Source organism: Pseudomonas sp. PS01303, from assembly GCF_029959385.1.
In the GTDB taxonomy this organism is placed as follows: domain Bacteria; phylum Pseudomonadota; class Gammaproteobacteria; order Pseudomonadales; family Pseudomonadaceae; genus Aquipseudomonas; species Aquipseudomonas rustica.
In genome coordinates this window covers 51,151-69,184 of the sequence record NZ_JASCPK010000014.1, presented here as the reverse complement: position 1 = coordinate 69,184, position 18,034 = coordinate 51,151, and the positions used below count along the sequence as shown (strand labels likewise).

Sequence of the window (18,034 nt, the reverse complement as noted above, 5' to 3'; positions counted from 1 at the left end):
CCTGCGCGAAAAATACAACGCACTGGATAGCTAAGGACGACGCGAACCCTGTGGGAGCGAGCTTGCTCGCGAAGCTTTTGGCGGCCTCAAGGGCCCCTTCGCGAGCAAGCTCGCTCCCACATTGAATCGCGACCGCCGCAATATTGATGGAAGCTGCAACAAGCAGTGTTCCGAACCAAATTTGTTAGCACAGGGAGCCTCCCATGCAGCACGAAGCACATACCCACGGCATCAACATGTCTGCCCTGGGCCGCGACAAGCAGAGCCTCAACCTCGAACAGGAAACCGTGGCCATCGAAGTACCGGGCCTGAGCCTGTACTACGGCGACAAACAAGCGCTGTTCGACGTCAGCATGAACATTCCGAAACAGCGCGTGACTGCCTTCATCGGCCCGTCCGGCTGCGGTAAATCGACGCTGCTGCGCACCTTCAACCGCATGAACGATCTGGTTGACGGCTGCCGCGTAGAAGGCGCGATCAACCTGTACGGCAACAACATCTATCGCAAGGGCGAAGACGTGGCTGAGCTGCGTCGTCGCGTCGGCATGGTGTTCCAGAAGCCCAACCCGTTCCCGAAGACCATCTACGAAAACGTGGTCTACGGCCTGCGCATTCAAGGCATCAACAAGAAGCGCATCCTCGACGAAGCGGTCGAGTGGGCGCTGAAAGGCGCGGCGCTGTGGGACGAAGTCAAAGACCGTTTGCATGAATCGGCACTCGGTCTGTCCGGTGGTCAGCAACAACGTCTGGTGATCGCCCGTACCATCGCGGTTGAGCCGGAAGTGCTGCTGCTCGACGAACCGTGCTCGGCCCTTGACCCGATCTCGACGCTGAAAGTCGAAGAGCTGATCTACGAGCTGAAATCCAAGTTCACCATCGTCATCGTTACGCACAACATGCAGCAGGCAGCGCGGGTTTCGGACTACACGGCGTTCATGTACATGGGCAAACTGGTGGAATTCGGCGACACCGACACCCTGTTCACCAATCCGGCGAAGAAGCAGACCGAAGACTACATCACCGGTCGATACGGCTGATTGAAGCAGCTGCGAGCGGCAAGCTTCAAGCGGCAAGTTAGAAGCGAAGCGGCATGGATCACCACATAACAGCTTGCAGCTTGTAGCTTGCAGCTCTTGGTTAAACGCTTTTTCGGAGCGAACAATGATTTCCAAAGAAGGCCTCACTCATCACATCTCTGCGCAGTTCAACGCTGAGCTTGAGGAAGTGCGCAGCCACCTCCTGGCCATGGGCGGGCTGGTCGAGAAGCAGGTCAACGACGCGGTGACCGCGCTGATCGAGGCCGACTCCGGTCTGGCTCAGCAGGTGCGTGAGATCGATGACCAGATCAACCAGATGGAACGCAACATCGACGAAGAATGCCTGCGCATTCTCGCCCGTCGTCAGCCGGCGGCGTCCGACTTGCGTTTGATCATCAGCATCTCCAAGTCGGTGATCGACCTGGAGCGCATCGGTGACGAAGCAACCAAGATTGCCCGCCGCGCAATTCAGCTGTGCGAAGAAGGTGAGGCGCCACGCGGTTACGTCGAGGTTCGCCACATTGGCGACCAGGTGCGCAACATGGTGCGCGATGCGCTGGACGCGTTCGCCCGTTTCGACGCCGATCTGGCGTTGTCGGTGGCGCAATACGACAAGATCATCGACCGCGAATACAAAACCGCCCTGCGTGAGCTGGCGACTTACATGATGGAAGATCCGCGCTCTATCTCGCGCGTGTTGAGCATCATCTGGGTGCTGCGTTCGCTGGAGCGCATCGGCGACCATGCGCGCAACATCTCCGAGTTGGTGATTTACCTGGTGCGCGGCACCGACGTGCGCCACATGGGCCTCAAGCGCATGAAGGAAGAAGTTCAAGGCACAAGCGGCGAAACCGCTAATGTTCCGGACGTTGCTGACGATAAGTAAGATTGCCTGAGTAAAGCGCCCGGCCCTTTGGCCGGGCGTTTTCGTTTACAGCTTTCGATAAAAAAGCAGCACCCGCGAACGAAAAGTCCCGGCGTGACTGAAGAGTTTTGGCAATGTGCCATCAGCCAGCGTTATGCTTGCCGGGATTTTAATAGGGGTGTTGGATGAGCAAGATCAGTGTGTTGGTCGTGGACGACGCGTCGTTCATTCGTGACCTGGTGAAAAAGTGCCTGCGCAATTACTTCCCGGGGATCCGCACCGAGGACGCCATCAACGGCAAAAAGGCTCAGGCCATGCTGACCAAGGAAGCGTTCGACCTGGTGCTGTGCGACTGGGAAATGCCGGAAATGTCCGGCCTCGAACTGCTGACCTGGTGCCGCGAGCAAGACAACCTGAAAACCATGCCCTTCATTATGGTCACCAGCCGTGGCGATAAAGAGAACGTGGTGCAGGCGATTCAGGCCGGCGTTTCCGGTTACGTCAGCAAACCGTTCACCAACGAGCAACTGCTGACCAAGGTCAAACAGGCCCTGAACAAGATCGGCAAGCTCGACGCCCTGATGAACAGCGCCCCGACCAAGATGAATTCGGCATTCGGCAACGATTCCCTGAGCGCATTGACCGGCGGTAAAGCGCCCGTGGTTGCAGCACCTGCGCCAGCGGCTGCACCGGCGCGCGGTTTGCTCAACAGCCCGCCCGTCAAAGCACCTGCCGCTTCGGCAGCGCCAAGCGGTGGTCGTGGGCATGGCCAATTGCGTCTGCCGAGCGGCACGCAGCAATGCGTGATCAAAGCGTTGAGCCTCAAGGAAGCGCTGCTGGTGGTGAAGCGCAGCGAGAACCTGCCGCAGATCCTCGACAGCGCGGTGCTCGATCTGGAGCAGGGCGACAATGCCGAGATCGCCCGCCTCAATGGCTATCTGCACGCGGTGGTCGCGCATGAGCAAAAGCCAGACAGCGAATGGCTGCAACTGACCTTCCGCTTCGTCGATCAGGACGCACAGAAGCTCGACTACATCTCCCGCCTGATCGCGCGTGGCACGGCGCAGAAGCACTTCATCCCCGGCGCGTAAGAGGCACGTCTGAAAAGATCGCAGCCTGCGGCAGCTCCTACAGGGGATCGCATTCCAATGTAGGAGCTGCCGAAGGCTGCGATCTTTTGTTTTGCCTTTAGCCAAATTGAAACATCTGTCGACTCCCCCGGTCTGTTTCACCTGCTAGGCTCTTTTCAGGCCTTCCTTCGACAGACTCTTGCCCATGTTCGCGCGCCTGCTGTTCCTCTGCGGTTTTCTCTTGGCCTCTACCTCGGCTGTGGCCGTTACTGTCTACAAATCCACCGATGCCAACGGTGTGGTCTCGTACAGCGATCGCCCGAGCAAAGGCGCGAAGGAGTTCGTGTTTCAGGATCGCATGGTCGAGCACCTGGAGCGTCAGGTGTACCTCGACATCAAGAAGCAGAAGGGCGGAGACGTGGTGTTCGTGCGCAACGATCTGTACGCGCCGGTCGAGATCGCGCTGGCGTTTATCAGCCTGAGCAACGTGCGCGGTGCGCCGGCAAAAGCCATCCGTCGGGTGCTGCCGGCGCGCAGCAAAACCCGGATGGCAATGTTGACGCCGATAACCGCTGGCCAACCGCTGCAATACTCACCGCAGTTTCAATATTCCCTCGGCAACCCCGTTGGCGTCGCGCAGAGCTATCGCTATCCGCTGCCGTGGCGCGGCGGGCCGTTTCGCTTGAGTCAGGGCGCTGAGGGGCAGTACAGCCACTTCGGGCCGAAGAATCGTTACGCGATGGACATCGCCATGCCGGTGGGCACGCCAATCATCGCGGCGCGCGCGGGGGTTGTGGTGAAGGTCGAAAACTCACAGAGCGGTCGCGGCACCGACCCGTCCGGCAACTTCGTGCGCGTGTTGCACAATGACGGGACGATGGGTGTGTACCTGCATCTGAAGCAAGGTTCGGTGAGCGTCAGGGAAGGGCAGCAAGTGACAGTCGGCAGTCCGCTGGCGCTGTCCGGCAACACCGGCAACAGCAGCGGCCCGCATTTGCACTTTGTGGTGCAGCGCAACACGGGGCAGGGGCTGGTATCGATTCCGTATCAGTTCAACCAGCCACTGGGCGCGTTGCCCAACTTTGCGTTGGGCAAACAGTGAAGGCAGAGGAGATCAACTGTGGCGAGGGGATTTATCCCCGTTGGACGGCGAAGCCGTCCCAAAACATTCAATGCGGTGTGTCAGTCAATACAGGGATGAAGGATTTGGGGCCGCTTCGCAGCCCAACGGGGATAAATCCCCTCGCCACAAAAGCCGCCCGCCATCCTGATCAATCCAGCATCAACACCTTCGCCAGCACAATCTTCGGGCCTTTCATCTTTTTAATGATGATCCGCAGGCCTTCGACTTCAAGCACTTCTTCCTCTTCCGGCACGCGGTTGAGGGTTTCATAGACCAGGCCGGCGAGGGTCTCCGCTTCGATGTGATCGAGGTCGATGCCGAGCAGACGCTCCACCTTGAACAACGGCGTGTCGCCACGCACCAGCAGCTTGCCCGGCTGATAGGCGAGGATGCCGCGTTCAGCCTTGCGGTGTTCGTCCTGAATGTCGCCGACCAGCACTTCCAGCACGTCTTCCATGGTCAGGTAGCCGATGATGTTGCCGTCAGCCTCCTCGACCACGGCGAAGTGCGAGCCGCCCTTGCGGAACTGCTCCAGCAACTGCGACAGCGGCATATGGCGCGACACGCGCTCCAGCGGACGGGTCAGTTCAGCCAGGTTGAACGACTCGGGAATGTGATCCAGCGCCGCCAGTTCCAGCAGCAGATCCTTGATGTGCAGCAGGCCGACGAACTCCTGACGCTCGCTGTCGTACACCGGATAACGGCTGAATTTGTGGCGACGGAACATCGCCAGAATTTCCTTCAGCGGCGCATTGAATTCCAGCGAGATCAGGTCTTCGCGGGAGTTGGCCCAGTCGACCACTTCCAGCTCGCCCATTTCCACCGCCGAGGCCAACACGCGCATGCCTTGGTCGCTGGGGTTCTGGCCACGGCTGGAGTGCAGAATCAGTTTCAGTTCTTCGCGGCTGTAATGGTGTTCGTGGTGCGGGCCGGGTTCGCCCTGGCCGGCGATGCGCAGAATCGCGTTGGCGCTGGCGTTGAGCAGGTAAATGGCCGGGTACATCGCCCAGTAGAACAGGTACAGCGGCACCGCCGTCCACAGCGACAGCAGCTCCGGTTTGCGGATCGCCCACGACTTGGGGGCCAGCTCGCCGACGACGATGTGCAGGTACGAAATGATGAAGAACGCGGTGAAGAACGAGACGCCTTTGACGACCTCGGCCGATTGCACACCGACCGCGCTCAGCAGCGGCTCAAGAATGTGCGCGAACGCCGGCTCACCGACCCAGCCCAAGCCCAGGGAGGCGAGGGTGATACCGAGCTGACACGCCGAGAGGTACGCATCGAGCTGACTGTGTACGGTGCGCAGGATATGCCCGCGCCAGCCGTTCTGTTCAGCGATGGCCTCGACGCGGGTCGAGCGCAGTTTGACCATGGCGAATTCCGCCGCAACGAAAAAGCCGTTGAGCAAAACCAGGATCAGAGCAAATAGGATCATGCCGAAATCGGCAAATATTGTTGCGAGGGACAAGCCAGGGGAAGGGTCCATGATGGAGTTTTGCGGGTTCCGTATGATTCAAAAGAAGGTAAAAGCCGCGCCTGAAAGGCAGGCACAAGTCAGCCAATGTAGCGGCTGACCGGGCGATTGCCTAGTGGCGCGTGCCGGGCGGCATCATTCGCTGGCGCTGATCGCCCGTGCATGTGCCACCTGAGCCGGGGCGAAATGGCAGGTGAACGTGCTGCCGTGGCCGGGCACGCTGCTGATCTCCATCCGTGCGCGATGGCGCAGCAACACGTGTTTGACGATGGCCAGGCCCAGCCCGGTGCCGCCGGTGTTGGAGTTGCGGCTGGAGTCGACGCGGTAGAAACGTTCGGTCAGGCGCGGCAGGTGTTTGCTGTCGATGCCGATCCCGGAATCCTGCACGCTCAGGTGCGCGCCTTGATCGTCGCCCGACCAGCGAATGCGGATATTGCCCTCGGCCGGGGTGTACTTCACCGCGTTGAACACCAGATTGGAAAACGCACTGCGCAACTCCGCCTCGCTGCCCTTGAGCAGAATGCTCGCATCGGCTTCGAGGGTGATGTGCTGGTTTTTTGCGCCGGACAATTGCTGGGCATCGCTTTTGATCGATTGCAGCAACGTGTCGATCTGCACTGGCTGGTTGTCCGACGGGTAATCAGTGGCTTCCAGTTTCGCCAGCAGCAACAGGTCGTTGAGCAGCGTCTGCATGCGCCCGCCTTGTTGCTGCATTTGCTGCAGGGCTCGGCTCCAGCGCGGGTTCACTTCTTCGACGTTGTCGAGCAGGGTTTCCAGATAGCCGCAGATCACCGTCAGCGGTGTGCGCAGTTCGTGGGAAACGTTGGCGATGAAGTCTTTGCGCATCTGTTCCAGCTGATGGATGCGCGTGACGTCGCGCACCAGCATCAAGTGTTCATTGTTGCCGTAGCGGGTGATGTACAGCTGAATGCGCAGGCGATCATTGGTCGGCGAGGGGATTTCCAGCGGCTCGGCGTAGCTGTCTTGCTCGAAGTACTCCTTGAAGCGCGGATGGCGCACTAGGTTGGTCACCGGTTGGCCGCTGTCCTGCGGGGTCTTCAGACCCAGGAGGGTTTCCGCCGCGCGGTTCCACCATTCCAGATTGCCGTCGCTGTCGAGCATGATCACCGCGTCTTTCAGCGCGGCGGTAGATTCCTGAACCCGGTCGATCACCGCTTGCAGACGTCCGCGTACGCGTTGGTCGCGGCGTTGCAGGTGATAGATGCTGTCGAACACCTCACCCCACAGGCCATAGCCATCGGGCGGTGCTTCATCGGGTTGGTGCAGGCGCAGCCATTCATGCAACCGCAGCAACTGCTTGAGCGTCCAGGCCAGATAAATACCCAGACCTGCAGCAAGGCTCCAGCCGTAATAGCCGGTGATCAGGCCGATCACCAGGCAGGCGGTGACCAGCAACAGCATGTGGCGAATCAGGGTGCCATGCCAGTTTTGATTCACGGAGCGTCCTTAACGCAGCTTCGAGTTTCAAGCCACAAGCTTCAAGCTAAAGCGGATCGGCTTCAACTTGCCGCTTGTAGCTAGAAGCTTGCAGCTGCTGTTTTATGCCTTGGTGGAAAACCGGTAGCCAGTGCCGCGCACGGTTTGTACCAGATTTTCGTAGGCGTCGCCGAGGGCCTTGCGCAGGCGGCGGATGTGCACGTCAACGGTGCGTTCTTCAACGTAGACGTTGCCGCCCCAGACCTGATCCAGCAACTGGCCACGGGTGTAGGCGCGTTCCTGGTGGGTCATGAAGAATTGCAGCAGACGGTATTCGGTCGGGCCCATCTCGGCGGGTTTGCCGTCGATGGTCACGCGGTGGCTGATCGGGTCGAGCAGCAAGCCACCGACTTCAATCGGCGCTTCGCCATCGGTCGGGCCGGCGCGGCGCAACACGGCTTTGAGGCGGGCGACCAGTTCACGCGGGGAAAACGGTTTGGTGATGTAGTCGTCGGCACCGACTTCCAGACCCTGGATCTTGTTGTCCTCTTCGCCCTTGGCGGTGAGCATGATGATCGGGATGTCCCCGGTCAGCTCGTCACGCTTGAGGCGGCGGGCCAACTCGATGCCGGAGGTGCCGGGCAGCATCCAGTCGAGCAGGATCAGATCCGGCTTGCGGTCGACAATGATGGCGTGCGCCTGCTGCGAGTTCTCTGCCTCGAGGCAGTCATAGCCGGCCATTTCCAACGCAACGGCGATCATTTCGCGAATGGGCGCTTCGTCGTCGACGATCAGAATGCTCCTGCCAACCATGCCTTAATCCTCTTGTCATTTAACTGTCTTGCGCCGCATTAGATAACGGAATTATTGCAGTCGTGTGACAGTATTTTAGTCGCCCGGCGATTGGCGCGATCCTGAACTAAGCTTTAAGTCCGAATCCTGACAACCACAAAAGAAGGTTTCCATGACTCAAATGACTGTTTCTTTCAAAGCGCTGATGCTTGCCGCTGCCCTCGCATTGCCATCGATGGCATTCGCCGCCGACCCGGCGATGGAAAAGGATGGCATGTACACCGATCACAAGGGCATGACCCTGTACACCTTCGCCAAAGACTCTGCGGGCAAGTCCATGTGCAATGACAAGTGCGCGACGAACTGGCCGCCGTTGATGGCTGAGGCGGGCGATAAGTCGATGGGTGACTGGACTGTTATCAAGCGTGACGACGGCAAGATGCAGTGGGCCTACCAAGGCATGCCGCTGTACACCTTCGTGATGGACAAAAAGGCCGGTGACATGACCGGTGACGGCAAAATGGACGGCGCCTGGAAAGTCGCCAAAGCCAAGTAACCGCATTGCCTTTGTAGGAGCTGAGCTTGCTCGCGAAAGCGGTGTGTCAGTTAACGCATGTGCTGACTGATACGACGTCTTCGCGAGCAAGCTTTGCTCCTACAAGGTTCTATGTTTAGCGCATTGCGTAATCCAGCACGATCCCGACGAATATCGCCAACCCGGCCCAATGGTTGTGCAAAAACGCCTTGAAGCAGCGCATCCGGTCGCGATCCCGCGTGTACCAGAACTCCCACGCATAGCAACCGGCAGCGACCAGCAAACCAAGGTGAAACCACGTCCCCAACTCAAACTTCGACCCTGCCAGCAACAGGCAGCCCAACGACAGCGCCTGCAAACTCAGGATGATCACCCGATCCGCTTCGCCAAACAGAATCGCCGTCGACTTCACGCCGATCTTCAAATCGTCATCGCGGTCGGTCATCGCGTAATAGGTGTCGTAACCCACCGTCCACAGCAGGTTGGCGATCCACAGCAACCACGCCGCCGCCGGCAGCTCGCCGGTCTCGGCGGTGAACGCCATCGGCATGCCCCACGAGAACGCCGCGCCCAGCACCACTTGCGGGTAATAGGTGTAGCGCTTCATGAACGGGTAAGTGAACGCCAGCGCCAGACCGCCCAGCGACAACCAGATGGTCGGCGCGTTGGTGCACAGCACCAGCAGAAAACTCACGCCCATCAACAGCGCAAAGAACACCAGCGCTTCTTTCGAACTGATCCTGCCGGCCGCCAATGGCCGTTGCGCGGTGCGTTTGACGTGGCCGTCGACCTTGCGATCGGCCCAGTCGTTGATCACGCAACCGCCGGCGCGGGTGAGGATTACGCCGAGGACAAAAATCACCACGTTGGCCAGCGACGGCGAGCCTTTGCCGGCAATCCACAGCGCCCACAGCGTCGGCCACAGCAGCAGGTAAATGCCGATCGGCTTGTCCATCCGGGTCAGCTGAATGAAATCCCAGGCGCGCGGGTTCAAACGGTTCAGGGACTTGAGCAGGCTCTGATACATCAGCAGTTCTCCGGATGGGCGCGGGCGGTGCGCCACAGGCTCGGCAGGAAGATTTCCGCGACCAGCACGCTCAGCGCGCCACGGTCGAAACGCGAACGACGGCCCCACAGTGCGGGCGCCTTGGCGGCGGGCGGCAGCCATGCTTCAGGGTAGTGGCAGACTTCGAGTGCGCGGCGCTGAAAGGCCTGATCGCAGAACAGCAATTCGCCCAGCGAGCGGCTGCCGAGTTCGTCCATGTGCAAACCGTCGCCCTGCAACGCGGCGCGCGAAGCGACGCTGCGGGCAAACACCCAAGCCTCGCCGTGGCCGCGCAAATACACCTCGCGCACCCAGCCTTCGCTGCCTTCGGCCAGATCCAGCGCCGTACATTCATCGGCGCGCAGGGTGTCCCAGCCTTCGAACAAGGGCGTCACGCTAAAGCCGTCGTTAGACAAACGGGTGAGTCGGCGGGTCAGGGAGCCTTCGTCGAACAGCCAGTCGAGGGTCAACGAATCAGGGAGGGGCGTCAGTCGGCTTTGAGTCAGCCAGAGCGGGGCCGGGGAGGAATTTGTCTGTTGCACAATGAGTCATTATTGGCCGCAAATGAGGCGGCGAGCTTACCATGGCGAGCTGCGATATTGAGCGATCCGGGTCGCCGTTGCGCCGAACAGGCTTGCATCTGCGCGGCTCCATCAGTACAAAACGCGCTGAGCCGGACGGCAGCGCAACACCCATCGACCGTCCGCGCCGGCAAAAGCCTGAACCCTGAGGAAGTACCTGAATGAAAAAGTGGCAATGTGTGGTCTGCGGCCTGATCTACAACGAAGCCGACGGCTGGCCGGATGACGGCATCGCGCCGGGCACTCTGTGGCAGGACGTGCCGGAAGACTGGCTGTGCCCGGACTGCGGCGTCGGCAAAATGGACTTCGAAATGATCGAAATCAACTAAATAAATCCAAAGGAGTAAGGCATGAGCGCACCTGTCGTCATCATCGGCACCGGCCTGGCGGGCTATAACCTCGCCCGGGAATTTCGCAAGCTCGACAGCGAAACCCCGCTGCTGTTGATTACCGCCGATGACGGCCGCTCTTACTCCAAGCCGATGCTCTCTACCGGTTTCGGCAAAAACAAAGACGCCGATGGCCTGAGCATGGCCGAGCCGGGCGTCATGGCCGAGCAATTGAAAGCCGAAGTGCGCACCCACACGCGCATCAGCGGAATCGATGCCGGCCACAAGCGTCTGTGGATCGGCGAAGAAGCTGTCAGCTATCGCGATCTGATCCTCGCTTGGGGCGCGGAAACCGTGCGCGTGCCGGTCGAAGGCGATGGCGCCGAACTGGTGTTCCCGATCAATGATCTCGAAGACTACGCGCGATTCCGTGCCGCGGCCGCCGGCAAGCGCCGCGTGCTGCTGCTCGGCGCCGGTCTGATTGGCTGCGAATTCGCCAACGACCTGATCCTTGGCGGCTATGAAGTGCAACTGGTCGCGCCATGCGAGCAGGTCATGCCGACCTTGCTGCACCCGGCCGCTGCCGCCGCCGTGCAGGCTGGACTGGAAAGTCTCGGCGCCAAATTCCACCTCGGCCCGGTGCTGACCCGTTTGCAGAAAGTTGCTGACGGCCTGGAAGCGCACCTCTCCGACGGCCAGGTCATCGCCTGCGATGTGGTGGTCTCGGCCATCGGTCTGCGCCCGCGCATTGATCTGGCGGCGGCTGCCGGCGTGCAGGTCAATCGCGGTGTCGTGGTTGATCGCCATTTGAAGACGTCCCACGCCAATATCTACGCCTTGGGCGATTGCGCCGAGGTCGATGGGCTGAATCTGTTGTACGTAATGCCCCTCATGAGCTGTGCGCGTGCGCTGGCACAAACCTTGGCGGGAAACCCTACAGCGGTGACCTACGGCCCTATGCCCATCACCGTGAAAACCCCGGTGTGCCCGTTGGTTGTTTCGCCGCCGCCACGCGGTAGCGAAGGCGTCTGGACGGTCGAAGGGCAGGGCGCCGACGTCAAAGCGCTGTGCCATAACGCAGACGGCCAGTTGCTCGGTTATGCGCTGACGGGTGCGGCGGTGATGGAAAAACTCGCCCTGAACAAACAGCTTCCAGCCTTGCTGGCGTAAATACCGGTCGTTCTGTCGGAATCACCCCGCTTTTGCCCCCACAAAGATCCGGGTGAGACTGGCGCAGGCTTTAACCGCGTGCCATCCTCACTCCCGTCTGCCGCAGAGTAGAGCACCTGCGGCGCCTTGGGCGCTGTTCCAACGAGGACAGCACGGACATAACAACAAAAAACCGTCAAAGGGGCTTCACTAATGCGTAAACCAGAACTCGCCGCTGCAATCGCTGAAAAAGCAGATCTGACCAAAGAACAGGCCAACCGCGTTCTCAACGCCGTTCTCGAAGAAATCACCGGCGCTCTGCACCGCAAGGACAGCGTCACGCTGGTGGGCTTCGGCACCTTCCTGCAACGCCACCGCGGCGCCCGTACCGGCAAAAACCCGCAGACCGGCGAGCCGGTGAAAATCAAGGCCAGCAACACCGTTGCGTTCAAGCCAGGCAAATCGTTGAAAGACAGCGTCAATCCTTAATTGCAACGAACTCCCTGAATAATGGGGAGAACGGTTGCGGAAAAATGGGCATACCGATTGAATCGGATGCCCATTTTTTATGCCTGATGGTTTCTACATATCGTTGTATGGCGATCGCCATTAATACTCTTGCAACAATATGCACATTGTATGCAATCCACTCGGCTGATAATCCCTTCTATATAAAAGCCATCATTGTGATGGCACTTTTTTAATTGTCTGTTGTCACGCGGCGTTTAATTGAAACAGCAATGAAGTCTTTCAGAATTTTCCTACATCGGGATTTTTCAAAACTTGTCATGCTCCGCACTGCTTCCGGCGACTCGTTCGGCTCTTGTTTTCAAGGGAGCTGGCGACCGCTCTGGATCGACGCTTTGCGGCCGGTTCGACCAGAGCGATGCTATTAAAATGGCATCGGGGATTCCCTGACGGAATATAGGGAAACCTCCTACGTGATTTAAAGAACACTTCGTCTTGTTGTTTAATCAGATGCTTGCTAGTGGCCATCATAGTGATTACGATGCGCGCACTTGAAAGAGCACAAACTCAATTGGATGAGTCCCGTACCCGCTCTTCGATACTGTCCCGCGCCGATGCAATTCCAATAGGCGCATGACCGTAATCCTTAATAAAGGCCATGGATGTCCTACTCAAGCAAACTTTCCGCTCATTACCTCGAACTCGCAAAAGTCTCTGTTTCCAAAGAGAATTTCGCGGGCGAAGACGTTCGTTTTTCGAGCGAATTCGAGGCATTGGAAAGCGAACTGAGCAAAGCCTCGTCGATGCACGAAAGCGGGCAGATCGACTGGCTGAAAATCCGCGAAAACAGCGAAAACCTGCTGCGTACTCAATCCAAGGATTTGCGTGTCGGCGCCTGGCTGACCTGGTCGTTGTACCAGCGTGAATCCTTCCCCGGGCTGCTGGCCGGCCTCGGTTTGCTGCACCATCTGTCGGAAAACAACTGGGCCGACGTCCACCCGCTCAAACCCCGCACCCGTGCCGCCGCCATCGGCTGGCTGGTGCCGCGTCTTGAGCAGGTCATTACCGAAAACATCGCGATCAAAGAGCAGTTGCCGATGTTCCGGCAGCTCTCCGATCACCTCACCGGTCTTGAAGCCGCTTGCGCTGAGCACTTGGGCGATGAGTCGCCGTTGCTGCTGCCGATCTCCCGTCGCCTGAAAACCATGATCCAGCGCGCTGCCGACAATCAGCCGGCCCCCGGTGTGGTGGGCGCAGCGGTGGCGCAGGTCAAGCAGGCCGCGACCCAGTTGCTCACTCCCGGCGCGCCGATCGATAACGAAAAAGACGCGCACAAAGCATTGCGCGCCCAGCAAGACAGCGCTCGCCCGTTGTGTGCCTGGTGGCTCAAACAGAAAGCCACCGACCTGCGCGCCTTGCGCCTCAACCGCACGCTGTTGTGGATGACCATCGACGCGGTGCCCGAGCGCAACGCCGAGCAGATCACCATGCTGCGCGGCCTGCCGGTCGACAAACTCAAGCTCTATCAGGATCGCTTCGATCAGGGCAAATACGCGGATTTGCTGGTGGAACTGGAGGCGAGCCTGGCGAAGGCGCCGTTCTGGTTCGATGGCCAGAGGATGGTCTGGGAATGTCTCCAGAACCTCAACGCCGAGCTGGCCATGCGCGAAGTGGAAATCCACTTCGCGCTTTTGGTTCAACGGCTGCCCGGCATTATCGAACTGCGTTTCCATGACGGCGCACCGTTCGCCGATCCCGCTACTCGGGCGTGGATCGCCGCTAACGTCATGCCGCATCTGCAAAGCGCCAGCGCGCCGCGCAAGGTCGAAAGTGACAACGTCGAAACCCAGCCTGCCTGGGAAAAAGCCCTCGAAGAGGTGCTGCCGATTCTGCGCAAGGAAGGCCTCAAGCCTGCCGTGCAGATTCTCAAGCAAGGACTGCAAGCCGCCCAGGGTGGGCGCGTGCGTTTCTTCTGGCAGTTCGCCCTCGCACGGTTGTGCTTCATGGCCAAGAAATACGAACTGGCCAAGAACCAGCTGGAAACCCTCGATCAGACATTACAGGACTCAGGCCTGCACGCCTGGGAGCCCGATCTTGCATTGGAAGTGCTGCATTTACTGCATAGCTGCTGCGAGTTGTTGCCGCAGAACCATGCCGTACGTGAACGCAAGGAAGAGATTTATCGCAGGCTGTGCCACCTCGATCTCGAAGTGGTACTCGAATAGGCCCCAGGGCCACAACCGCAAGGAGAAAAGCCATGGCCAAAGAAGGCTCGGTAGCCCCCAAGGAACGCATCAACGTCACCTTCAAACCCGCCACCGGCGGTGCTCAGGAAGAGATTGAACTGCCGCTGAAGCTGCTGGCAATCGGTGACTACACCCACCGCAAGGACGAACGCAAGATCGAAGATCGCAAGCCGATCAGCATCGACAAGGTGACCTTCGACGAGGTGTTGGCCAAGCAAGAGCTGAGCCTGTCGATGAACGTGCCGAACCGTCTGCAGGAAGAAGGCAGCACGGAAGAGTTGGGCGTGCAACTGCGCGTCAATTCGATGAAGGACTTCAACCCGGCCAGCCTGGTCGAGCAAGTGCCTGAGCTGAAAAAACTGATGGAACTGCGCGATGCGCTGGTGGCCCTCAAAGGCCCGCTGGGTAACGCCCCTGCGTTCCGTAAAGCCATCGAAGGCGTGCTCGCCGACGACGAATCCCGCGGTCGCGTACTCGGTGAGCTGGGCCTCAACGCCGCAGCCCCGGACGCCTGAACCCAGCAGCCAAGGAAGCCTACACAATGAGCACTAGCGCAGCACAAGAGAAAGGCGCCGCGAGCGGCGAGTACAGCATTCTCGACAGCATCATCGCCGAAACCCGTCTGACCCCGGACGACGAAGCCTACGACATCGCCAAACGCGGCGTGTCGGCCTTCATCGAAGAACTGCTCAAGCCGCAGAACAACGGTGAGCCGGTCAAGAAGGCCATGGTTGACCGCATGATCGCCGAGATCGATGCCAAGCTCAGCCGTCAGATGGACGAAATCCTGCACCACCCGGATTTCCAGGCGCTGGAATCTTCGTGGCGTGGTCTGCAGTTGCTGGTCGACCGCACCAATTTCCGCGAAAACATCAAGATTGAAATCCTCAACGTCTCCAAAGAAGACCTGCTGGACGATTTCGAAGATTCGCCGGAAGTCATGCAGTCGGGTCTGTACAAGCACATCTACACCGCTGAATACGGCCAGTTCGGTGGTCAGCCGGTGGGCGCGATCATCGCCAACTACTACATGTCGCCAAGCTCGCCTGACGTGAAACTGATGCAGTACGTGTCCAGCGTTGCCTGCATGTCTCACGCGCCGTTCATTGCTGCGGCCGGCCCGAAATTCTTCGGTCTGGAAAGCTTCACCGGCCTGCCGGATCTGAAAGATCTGAAAGACCACTTCGAAGGCCCGCAATTCGCCAAATGGCAGAGCTTCCGGACTTCGGAAGACTCCCGCTACGTTGGCCTGACCGTGCCGCGTTTCCTGCTGCGCAACCCGTACGACCCGGAAGAAAACCCGGTGAAATCGTTCGTGTACAAGGAAACCGTTGCCAACAGCCACGAGCACTACCTGTGGGGCAACACCGCTTACGCGTTCGGCACCAAGCTGACCGACAGCTTCGCCAAATTCCGCTGGTGCCCGAACATCATCGGCCCACAGAGCGGTGGCGCTGTTGAAGACCTGCCGCTGCACCATTTCGAAAGCATGGGCGAAATCGAAACCAAGATCCCTACCGAGGTTCTGGTCAGCGACCGTCGTGAATACGAACTGGCCGAGGAAGGCTTCATCTCCCTGACCATGCGCAAAGGCTCCGACAACGCGGCGTTCTTCTCCGCGAGCTCGGTGCAGAAGCCGAAGTTCTTCGGCATCAGCGCTGAAGGCAAGGCTGCAGAGCTGAACTACAAGCTCGGCACTCAACTGCCGTACATGATGATCGTCAACCGCCTGGCTCACTACTTGAAAGTGCTGCAGCGTGAGCAACTCGGTTCGTGGAAAGAGCGTACCGACCTCGAGCTGGAACTGAACAAGTGGATCCGCCAGTACGTCGCCGACCAGGAAAATCCGAGCGCCGAAGTGCGTGGCCGTCGTCCGCTGCGCGCTGCGCAAATCATCGTCAGCGACGTTGAAGGCGAGCCAGGCTGGTACCGCGTGAGCTTGAACGTGCGTCCGCACTTCAAGTACATGGGTGCCGATTTCACCCTGTCGCTGGTTGGCAAGCTGGACAAAGAGTAAGAGCGACTCATGGACGGATACGGCAGCCTTTTCGAACGCCTTAATGGCGACGCAGAAAAACGCAGTGGTTGGAGCCGCGAGGTTTCCGCCATGGCGTCCGTGGCTGCCCATCTGGCCAAAATGCTCAGCACCCGGGCCGGCAGCGTGCAAACGCTGTCCGACTACGGGTTGCCCGATCTCAATGACATGCGCCTGAGCCTGCACGACTCCCTGAGTCAGGCCCGCCTGGCCATCGAATGCTTCATCGAAGCCTACGAGCCGCGCCTGAGCAACGTGCGTGTCATTTCCCTGCCGCGTGATCACGATCAACTGCGTCTGGCCTTCAGCATCGAAGGCCTGCTGGAAGTTGATGGTTTCAAGCGACAGGTCAGTTTCGCCGCGCGCCTGGATGGCAGCGGTCAAGTGAAGGTCAACTAAGGAGATTCCCGATGTCTGGCAAACCCGCAGCACGCGTATCCGACCCCACCGCTTGCCCGCTCCCCGGCCACGGCACCAACCCGATCGCCGCCGGTTCCGGCGACGTGTTCTTCGACGGCCTCGCGGCCGCCCGCCAAGGCGATGCCTCGGCGTGTGGTGGTGCGATGGTCGGCGATCTGGCGACCACGGTTTTGATTAACGGCAAACCTGCTGCAACGGTCGGTTCGGTGGGTTCGCATGGGAACAAGGTTACGGCTGGGTCCGGGACGGTGATTATTGGCAATTCGCATACGCCGGTGACGTTTGTGCCGCCAGTTCCAATGCCTGACTATTTCAATGACTTTTTCGTTTTGAGGGACGACGAAGGTAGCCCGGTGGCAAATTACGGCTACCGATTGGAGACCGAGTCAGGTGAGATTTATGAGGGCGTGACGGACGTCAACGGCCACACCAAAGCTGTTAGCACCGGTAAAGCTTCCCAGATATTGAAAATTTCCCTGCTTCCTCCAGCAGGAGTCGCGAATGTCTAACGTTACGCCTCTGGCGGAGGCTCCTTCCACCCCTTCTACCAATCGTGAGGGGCAGGTCGCGACCGTAAAATTAGCAAAGCTTTCAACTTATGAATTCAATATAAGATCGTTTCACCCAGGGAAAACGTTTGGGTGGAGCGGCTTTTACTTCGAAGGTGATGCACGCGGCTTTTCGTTAAAGCCAAGCGGCCTCTCTGGCGCTCAAGGTACGCTAATAACTTCACGTGTATGGCATAGGTTTTTTGTAAAGCTGGCAACGAACGAAGTTGTTAATACGCAAACGGAGTCGAATGATTCCGGGAAGGCGGGTGAAGAACATACTCACTATGATGCAGAGTTAAAGCCCAAAGGCGGAAGCTGGCCATCAATTAAAAGTGAAAAGGGTGCAGTCACTACTGTTTGGGTTGATGGTGGTTACGCAGGTGAGAATCACGCTTTTCCATTTTCAGCGGAAACAAAAAAATTGACAGGAATGACATTCGTGCCAAGCCTGGACGTAAGTTACAAAGTTATAATGACGTTCGATCGAGTGGCGAAGCATTTAGATGTAGTGACATATATAACTGGTGATGGATTTCCGAACTGTGAGGCTTTTATTACTGATGCTTCTGGAAAATCTGTTTTTTTAGGTGTGCATGTTCGGAAGGCTGCAGCTCTTGTTGCGCTATTTGGTGATAAGAAGTATCCGATGATCTCTTCGGCGATTCGCATAGAAGTTGATGAAGAGGGGAACTTCAAAGGCACTCTTGGAAACGAGATGAGAAGGCGAAAGTTAAAAAAAGAAGCTCTGGAAATGCGGCCGATTGAGGAGTGGAATAATTTTTTCAAAAATCTTAGTCCGAACGATGGCCGCTGGATGGGTATCTGGGAAGAGCCTATGCCGGACGACTCTACCGAGTCGACGTTGAAATGACGT

The 18,034-nt window shown here is 58.7% G+C and carries 19 protein-coding genes; 14 read left to right on the top strand and 5 right to left on the bottom strand.

The annotated features are described in order from the left end of the window. Positions 1–203: 203 nt before the first annotated feature. The 4 genes from pstB (at position 204) to QMX93_RS07460 (ending at position 4,074) form a co-directional block, all read left to right on the top strand. On the top strand, positions 204–1,037 hold the full coding sequence (pstB, locus tag QMX93_RS07475) for a phosphate ABC transporter ATP-binding protein PstB (protein ID WP_008078766.1): 834 nt from the start codon (positions 204–206) through the stop codon (positions 1,035–1,037). Between the two features lie 124 nt (positions 1,038–1,161). Further along, a complete protein-coding gene (gene phoU, locus QMX93_RS07470) occupies positions 1,162–1,923 on the top strand; it encodes a phosphate signaling complex protein PhoU (RefSeq protein WP_053125136.1) in 762 nt (253 codons plus the stop codon). A gap of 164 nt (positions 1,924–2,087) precedes the next feature. Further along, positions 2,088–2,993, top strand: coding sequence for a response regulator (locus QMX93_RS07465; RefSeq protein ID WP_212545374.1), 906 nt, complete (start codon positions 2,088–2,090; stop codon positions 2,991–2,993). Between the two features lie 184 nt (positions 2,994–3,177). Beyond that, positions 3,178–4,074: a peptidoglycan DD-metalloendopeptidase family protein gene (locus QMX93_RS07460; protein ID WP_053125131.1), complete on the top strand. Its 897-nt coding sequence runs from the start codon at positions 3,178–3,180 to the stop codon at positions 4,072–4,074. A gap of 169 nt (positions 4,075–4,243) precedes the next feature. On the opposite strand, the gene QMX93_RS07455 is transcribed toward QMX93_RS07460, so the two are convergent. The 3 genes from QMX93_RS07455 to phoB all read right to left on the bottom strand — a co-directional run bounded on the left by QMX93_RS07455 (position 4,244) and on the right by phoB (position 7,822). Next, positions 4,244–5,584 carry a hemolysin family protein gene (locus QMX93_RS07455; RefSeq protein ID WP_053125129.1) on the bottom strand — a complete coding sequence of 447 codons (1,341 nt, stop codon included), beginning with the start codon at positions 5,582–5,584 and terminating at the stop codon, positions 4,244–4,246. A 123-nt stretch (positions 5,585–5,707) separates the two neighbouring features. Next, positions 5,708–6,994: a phosphate regulon sensor histidine kinase PhoR gene (phoR, locus tag QMX93_RS07450; RefSeq protein ID WP_218959328.1), complete on the bottom strand. Its 1,287-nt coding sequence runs from the start codon at positions 6,992–6,994 to the stop codon at positions 5,708–5,710. 138 nt (positions 6,995–7,132) lie between these two features. Continuing rightward, positions 7,133–7,822 carry a phosphate regulon transcriptional regulator PhoB gene (phoB, locus tag QMX93_RS07445; protein ID WP_007896474.1) on the bottom strand — a complete coding sequence of 230 codons (690 nt, stop codon included), beginning with the start codon at positions 7,820–7,822 and terminating at the stop codon, positions 7,133–7,135. A gap of 151 nt (positions 7,823–7,973) precedes the next feature. Here phoB and QMX93_RS07440 point away from each other — a divergent pair, with 151 nt between their 5' ends. After that, positions 7,974–8,357: a hypothetical protein gene (locus QMX93_RS07440; protein ID WP_282354162.1), complete on the top strand. Its 384-nt coding sequence runs from the start codon at positions 7,974–7,976 to the stop codon at positions 8,355–8,357. Positions 8,358–8,472: 115 nt separating this feature from the next. On the opposite strand, the gene ubiA is transcribed toward QMX93_RS07440, so the two are convergent. Further along, positions 8,473–9,363: a 4-hydroxybenzoate octaprenyltransferase gene (gene ubiA / locus QMX93_RS07435; RefSeq protein ID WP_282354161.1), complete on the bottom strand. Its 891-nt coding sequence runs from the start codon at positions 9,361–9,363 to the stop codon at positions 8,473–8,475. Next, positions 9,363–9,923: a chorismate lyase gene (locus QMX93_RS07430; protein ID WP_282354159.1), complete on the bottom strand. Its 561-nt coding sequence runs from the start codon at positions 9,921–9,923 to the stop codon at positions 9,363–9,365. The genes ubiA and QMX93_RS07430 overlap by 1 nt, the downstream gene beginning before the upstream one ends. Before the next feature lie 200 nt (positions 9,924–10,123). Between QMX93_RS07430 and QMX93_RS07425 the strand changes: the two genes are divergently transcribed. The 9 genes from QMX93_RS07425 to QMX93_RS07385 all read left to right on the top strand — a co-directional run bounded on the left by QMX93_RS07425 (position 10,124) and on the right by QMX93_RS07385 (position 18,031). Continuing rightward, entirely contained in the window at positions 10,124–10,291 is a 168-nt protein-coding gene (locus tag QMX93_RS07425; protein ID WP_007954349.1) for a rubredoxin, read from the top strand. 21 nt (positions 10,292–10,312) lie between these two features. After that, positions 10,313–11,461 (top strand): FAD-dependent oxidoreductase, encoded by a 1,149-nt coding sequence (locus QMX93_RS07420; RefSeq protein ID WP_282354156.1) that lies wholly within the window; start codon positions 10,313–10,315, stop codon positions 11,459–11,461. A 192-nt stretch (positions 11,462–11,653) separates the two neighbouring features. Then, entirely contained in the window at positions 11,654–11,929 is a 276-nt protein-coding gene (locus QMX93_RS07415; protein ID WP_003213368.1) for an HU family DNA-binding protein, read from the top strand. A gap of 641 nt (positions 11,930–12,570) precedes the next feature. Beyond that, entirely contained in the window at positions 12,571–14,133 is a 1,563-nt protein-coding gene (gene tssA / locus QMX93_RS07410) for a type VI secretion system protein TssA (protein WP_212545369.1), read from the top strand. Between the two features lie 32 nt (positions 14,134–14,165). Continuing rightward, positions 14,166–14,669 (top strand): type VI secretion system contractile sheath small subunit, encoded by a 504-nt coding sequence (gene tssB / locus QMX93_RS07405; protein WP_053125115.1) that lies wholly within the window; start codon positions 14,166–14,168, stop codon positions 14,667–14,669. 26 nt (positions 14,670–14,695) lie between these two features. Next, on the top strand, positions 14,696–16,171 hold the full coding sequence (gene tssC / locus QMX93_RS07400; RefSeq protein WP_042561804.1) for a type VI secretion system contractile sheath large subunit: 1,476 nt from the start codon (positions 14,696–14,698) through the stop codon (positions 16,169–16,171). Positions 16,172–16,180: 9 nt separating this feature from the next. Beyond that, positions 16,181–16,588 (top strand): type VI secretion system baseplate subunit TssE, encoded by a 408-nt coding sequence (gene tssE, locus QMX93_RS07395; protein ID WP_053125113.1) that lies wholly within the window; start codon positions 16,181–16,183, stop codon positions 16,586–16,588. 11 nt (positions 16,589–16,599) lie between these two features. Beyond that, entirely contained in the window at positions 16,600–17,118 is a 519-nt protein-coding gene (locus QMX93_RS07390) for a PAAR domain-containing protein (protein WP_212545366.1), read from the top strand. Continuing rightward, positions 17,111–18,031 (top strand): hypothetical protein, encoded by a 921-nt coding sequence (locus QMX93_RS07385; protein WP_212550335.1) that lies wholly within the window; start codon positions 17,111–17,113, stop codon positions 18,029–18,031. Before QMX93_RS07390 ends, QMX93_RS07385 begins: the two co-directional genes overlap by 8 nt. Positions 18,032–18,034: the final 3 nt, after the last annotated feature.

Coding starts and splice junctions, on each gene's coding strand:
- QMX93_RS07465 (WP_212545374.1), top strand. CDS start 2,088: ATGAGCAAGATCAGTGTGTTGGTCGTGGACGACGCGTCGTTCATTCGT.
- tssB (WP_053125115.1), top strand. CDS start 14,166: ATGGCCAAAGAAGGCTCGGTAGCCCCCAAGGAACGCATCAACGTCACC.
- phoB (WP_007896474.1), bottom strand. CDS start 7,822: ATGGTTGGCAGGAGCATTCTGATCGTCGACGACGAAGCGCCCATTCGC.
- tssC (WP_042561804.1), top strand. CDS start 14,696: ATGAGCACTAGCGCAGCACAAGAGAAAGGCGCCGCGAGCGGCGAGTAC.
- QMX93_RS07460 (WP_053125131.1), top strand. CDS start 3,178: ATGTTCGCGCGCCTGCTGTTCCTCTGCGGTTTTCTCTTGGCCTCTACC.
- QMX93_RS07455 (WP_053125129.1), bottom strand. CDS start 5,584: ATGGACCCTTCCCCTGGCTTGTCCCTCGCAACAATATTTGCCGATTTC.
- QMX93_RS07385 (WP_212550335.1), top strand. CDS start 17,111: ATGTCTAACGTTACGCCTCTGGCGGAGGCTCCTTCCACCCCTTCTACC.
- phoR (WP_218959328.1), bottom strand. CDS start 6,994: ATGCTGTTGCTGGTCACCGCCTGCCTGGTGATCGGCCTGATCACCGGC.
- QMX93_RS07425 (WP_007954349.1), top strand. CDS start 10,124: ATGAAAAAGTGGCAATGTGTGGTCTGCGGCCTGATCTACAACGAAGCC.
- QMX93_RS07415 (WP_003213368.1), top strand. CDS start 11,654: ATGCGTAAACCAGAACTCGCCGCTGCAATCGCTGAAAAAGCAGATCTG.
- QMX93_RS07440 (WP_282354162.1), top strand. CDS start 7,974: ATGACTCAAATGACTGTTTCTTTCAAAGCGCTGATGCTTGCCGCTGCC.
- tssA (WP_212545369.1), top strand. CDS start 12,571: ATGTCCTACTCAAGCAAACTTTCCGCTCATTACCTCGAACTCGCAAAA.
- QMX93_RS07390 (WP_212545366.1), top strand. CDS start 16,600: ATGTCTGGCAAACCCGCAGCACGCGTATCCGACCCCACCGCTTGCCCG.
- ubiA (WP_282354161.1), bottom strand. CDS start 9,363: ATGTATCAGAGCCTGCTCAAGTCCCTGAACCGTTTGAACCCGCGCGCC.
- pstB (WP_008078766.1), top strand. CDS start 204: ATGCAGCACGAAGCACATACCCACGGCATCAACATGTCTGCCCTGGGC.
- phoU (WP_053125136.1), top strand. CDS start 1,162: ATGATTTCCAAAGAAGGCCTCACTCATCACATCTCTGCGCAGTTCAAC.
- tssE (WP_053125113.1), top strand. CDS start 16,181: ATGGACGGATACGGCAGCCTTTTCGAACGCCTTAATGGCGACGCAGAA.
- QMX93_RS07420 (WP_282354156.1), top strand. CDS start 10,313: ATGAGCGCACCTGTCGTCATCATCGGCACCGGCCTGGCGGGCTATAAC.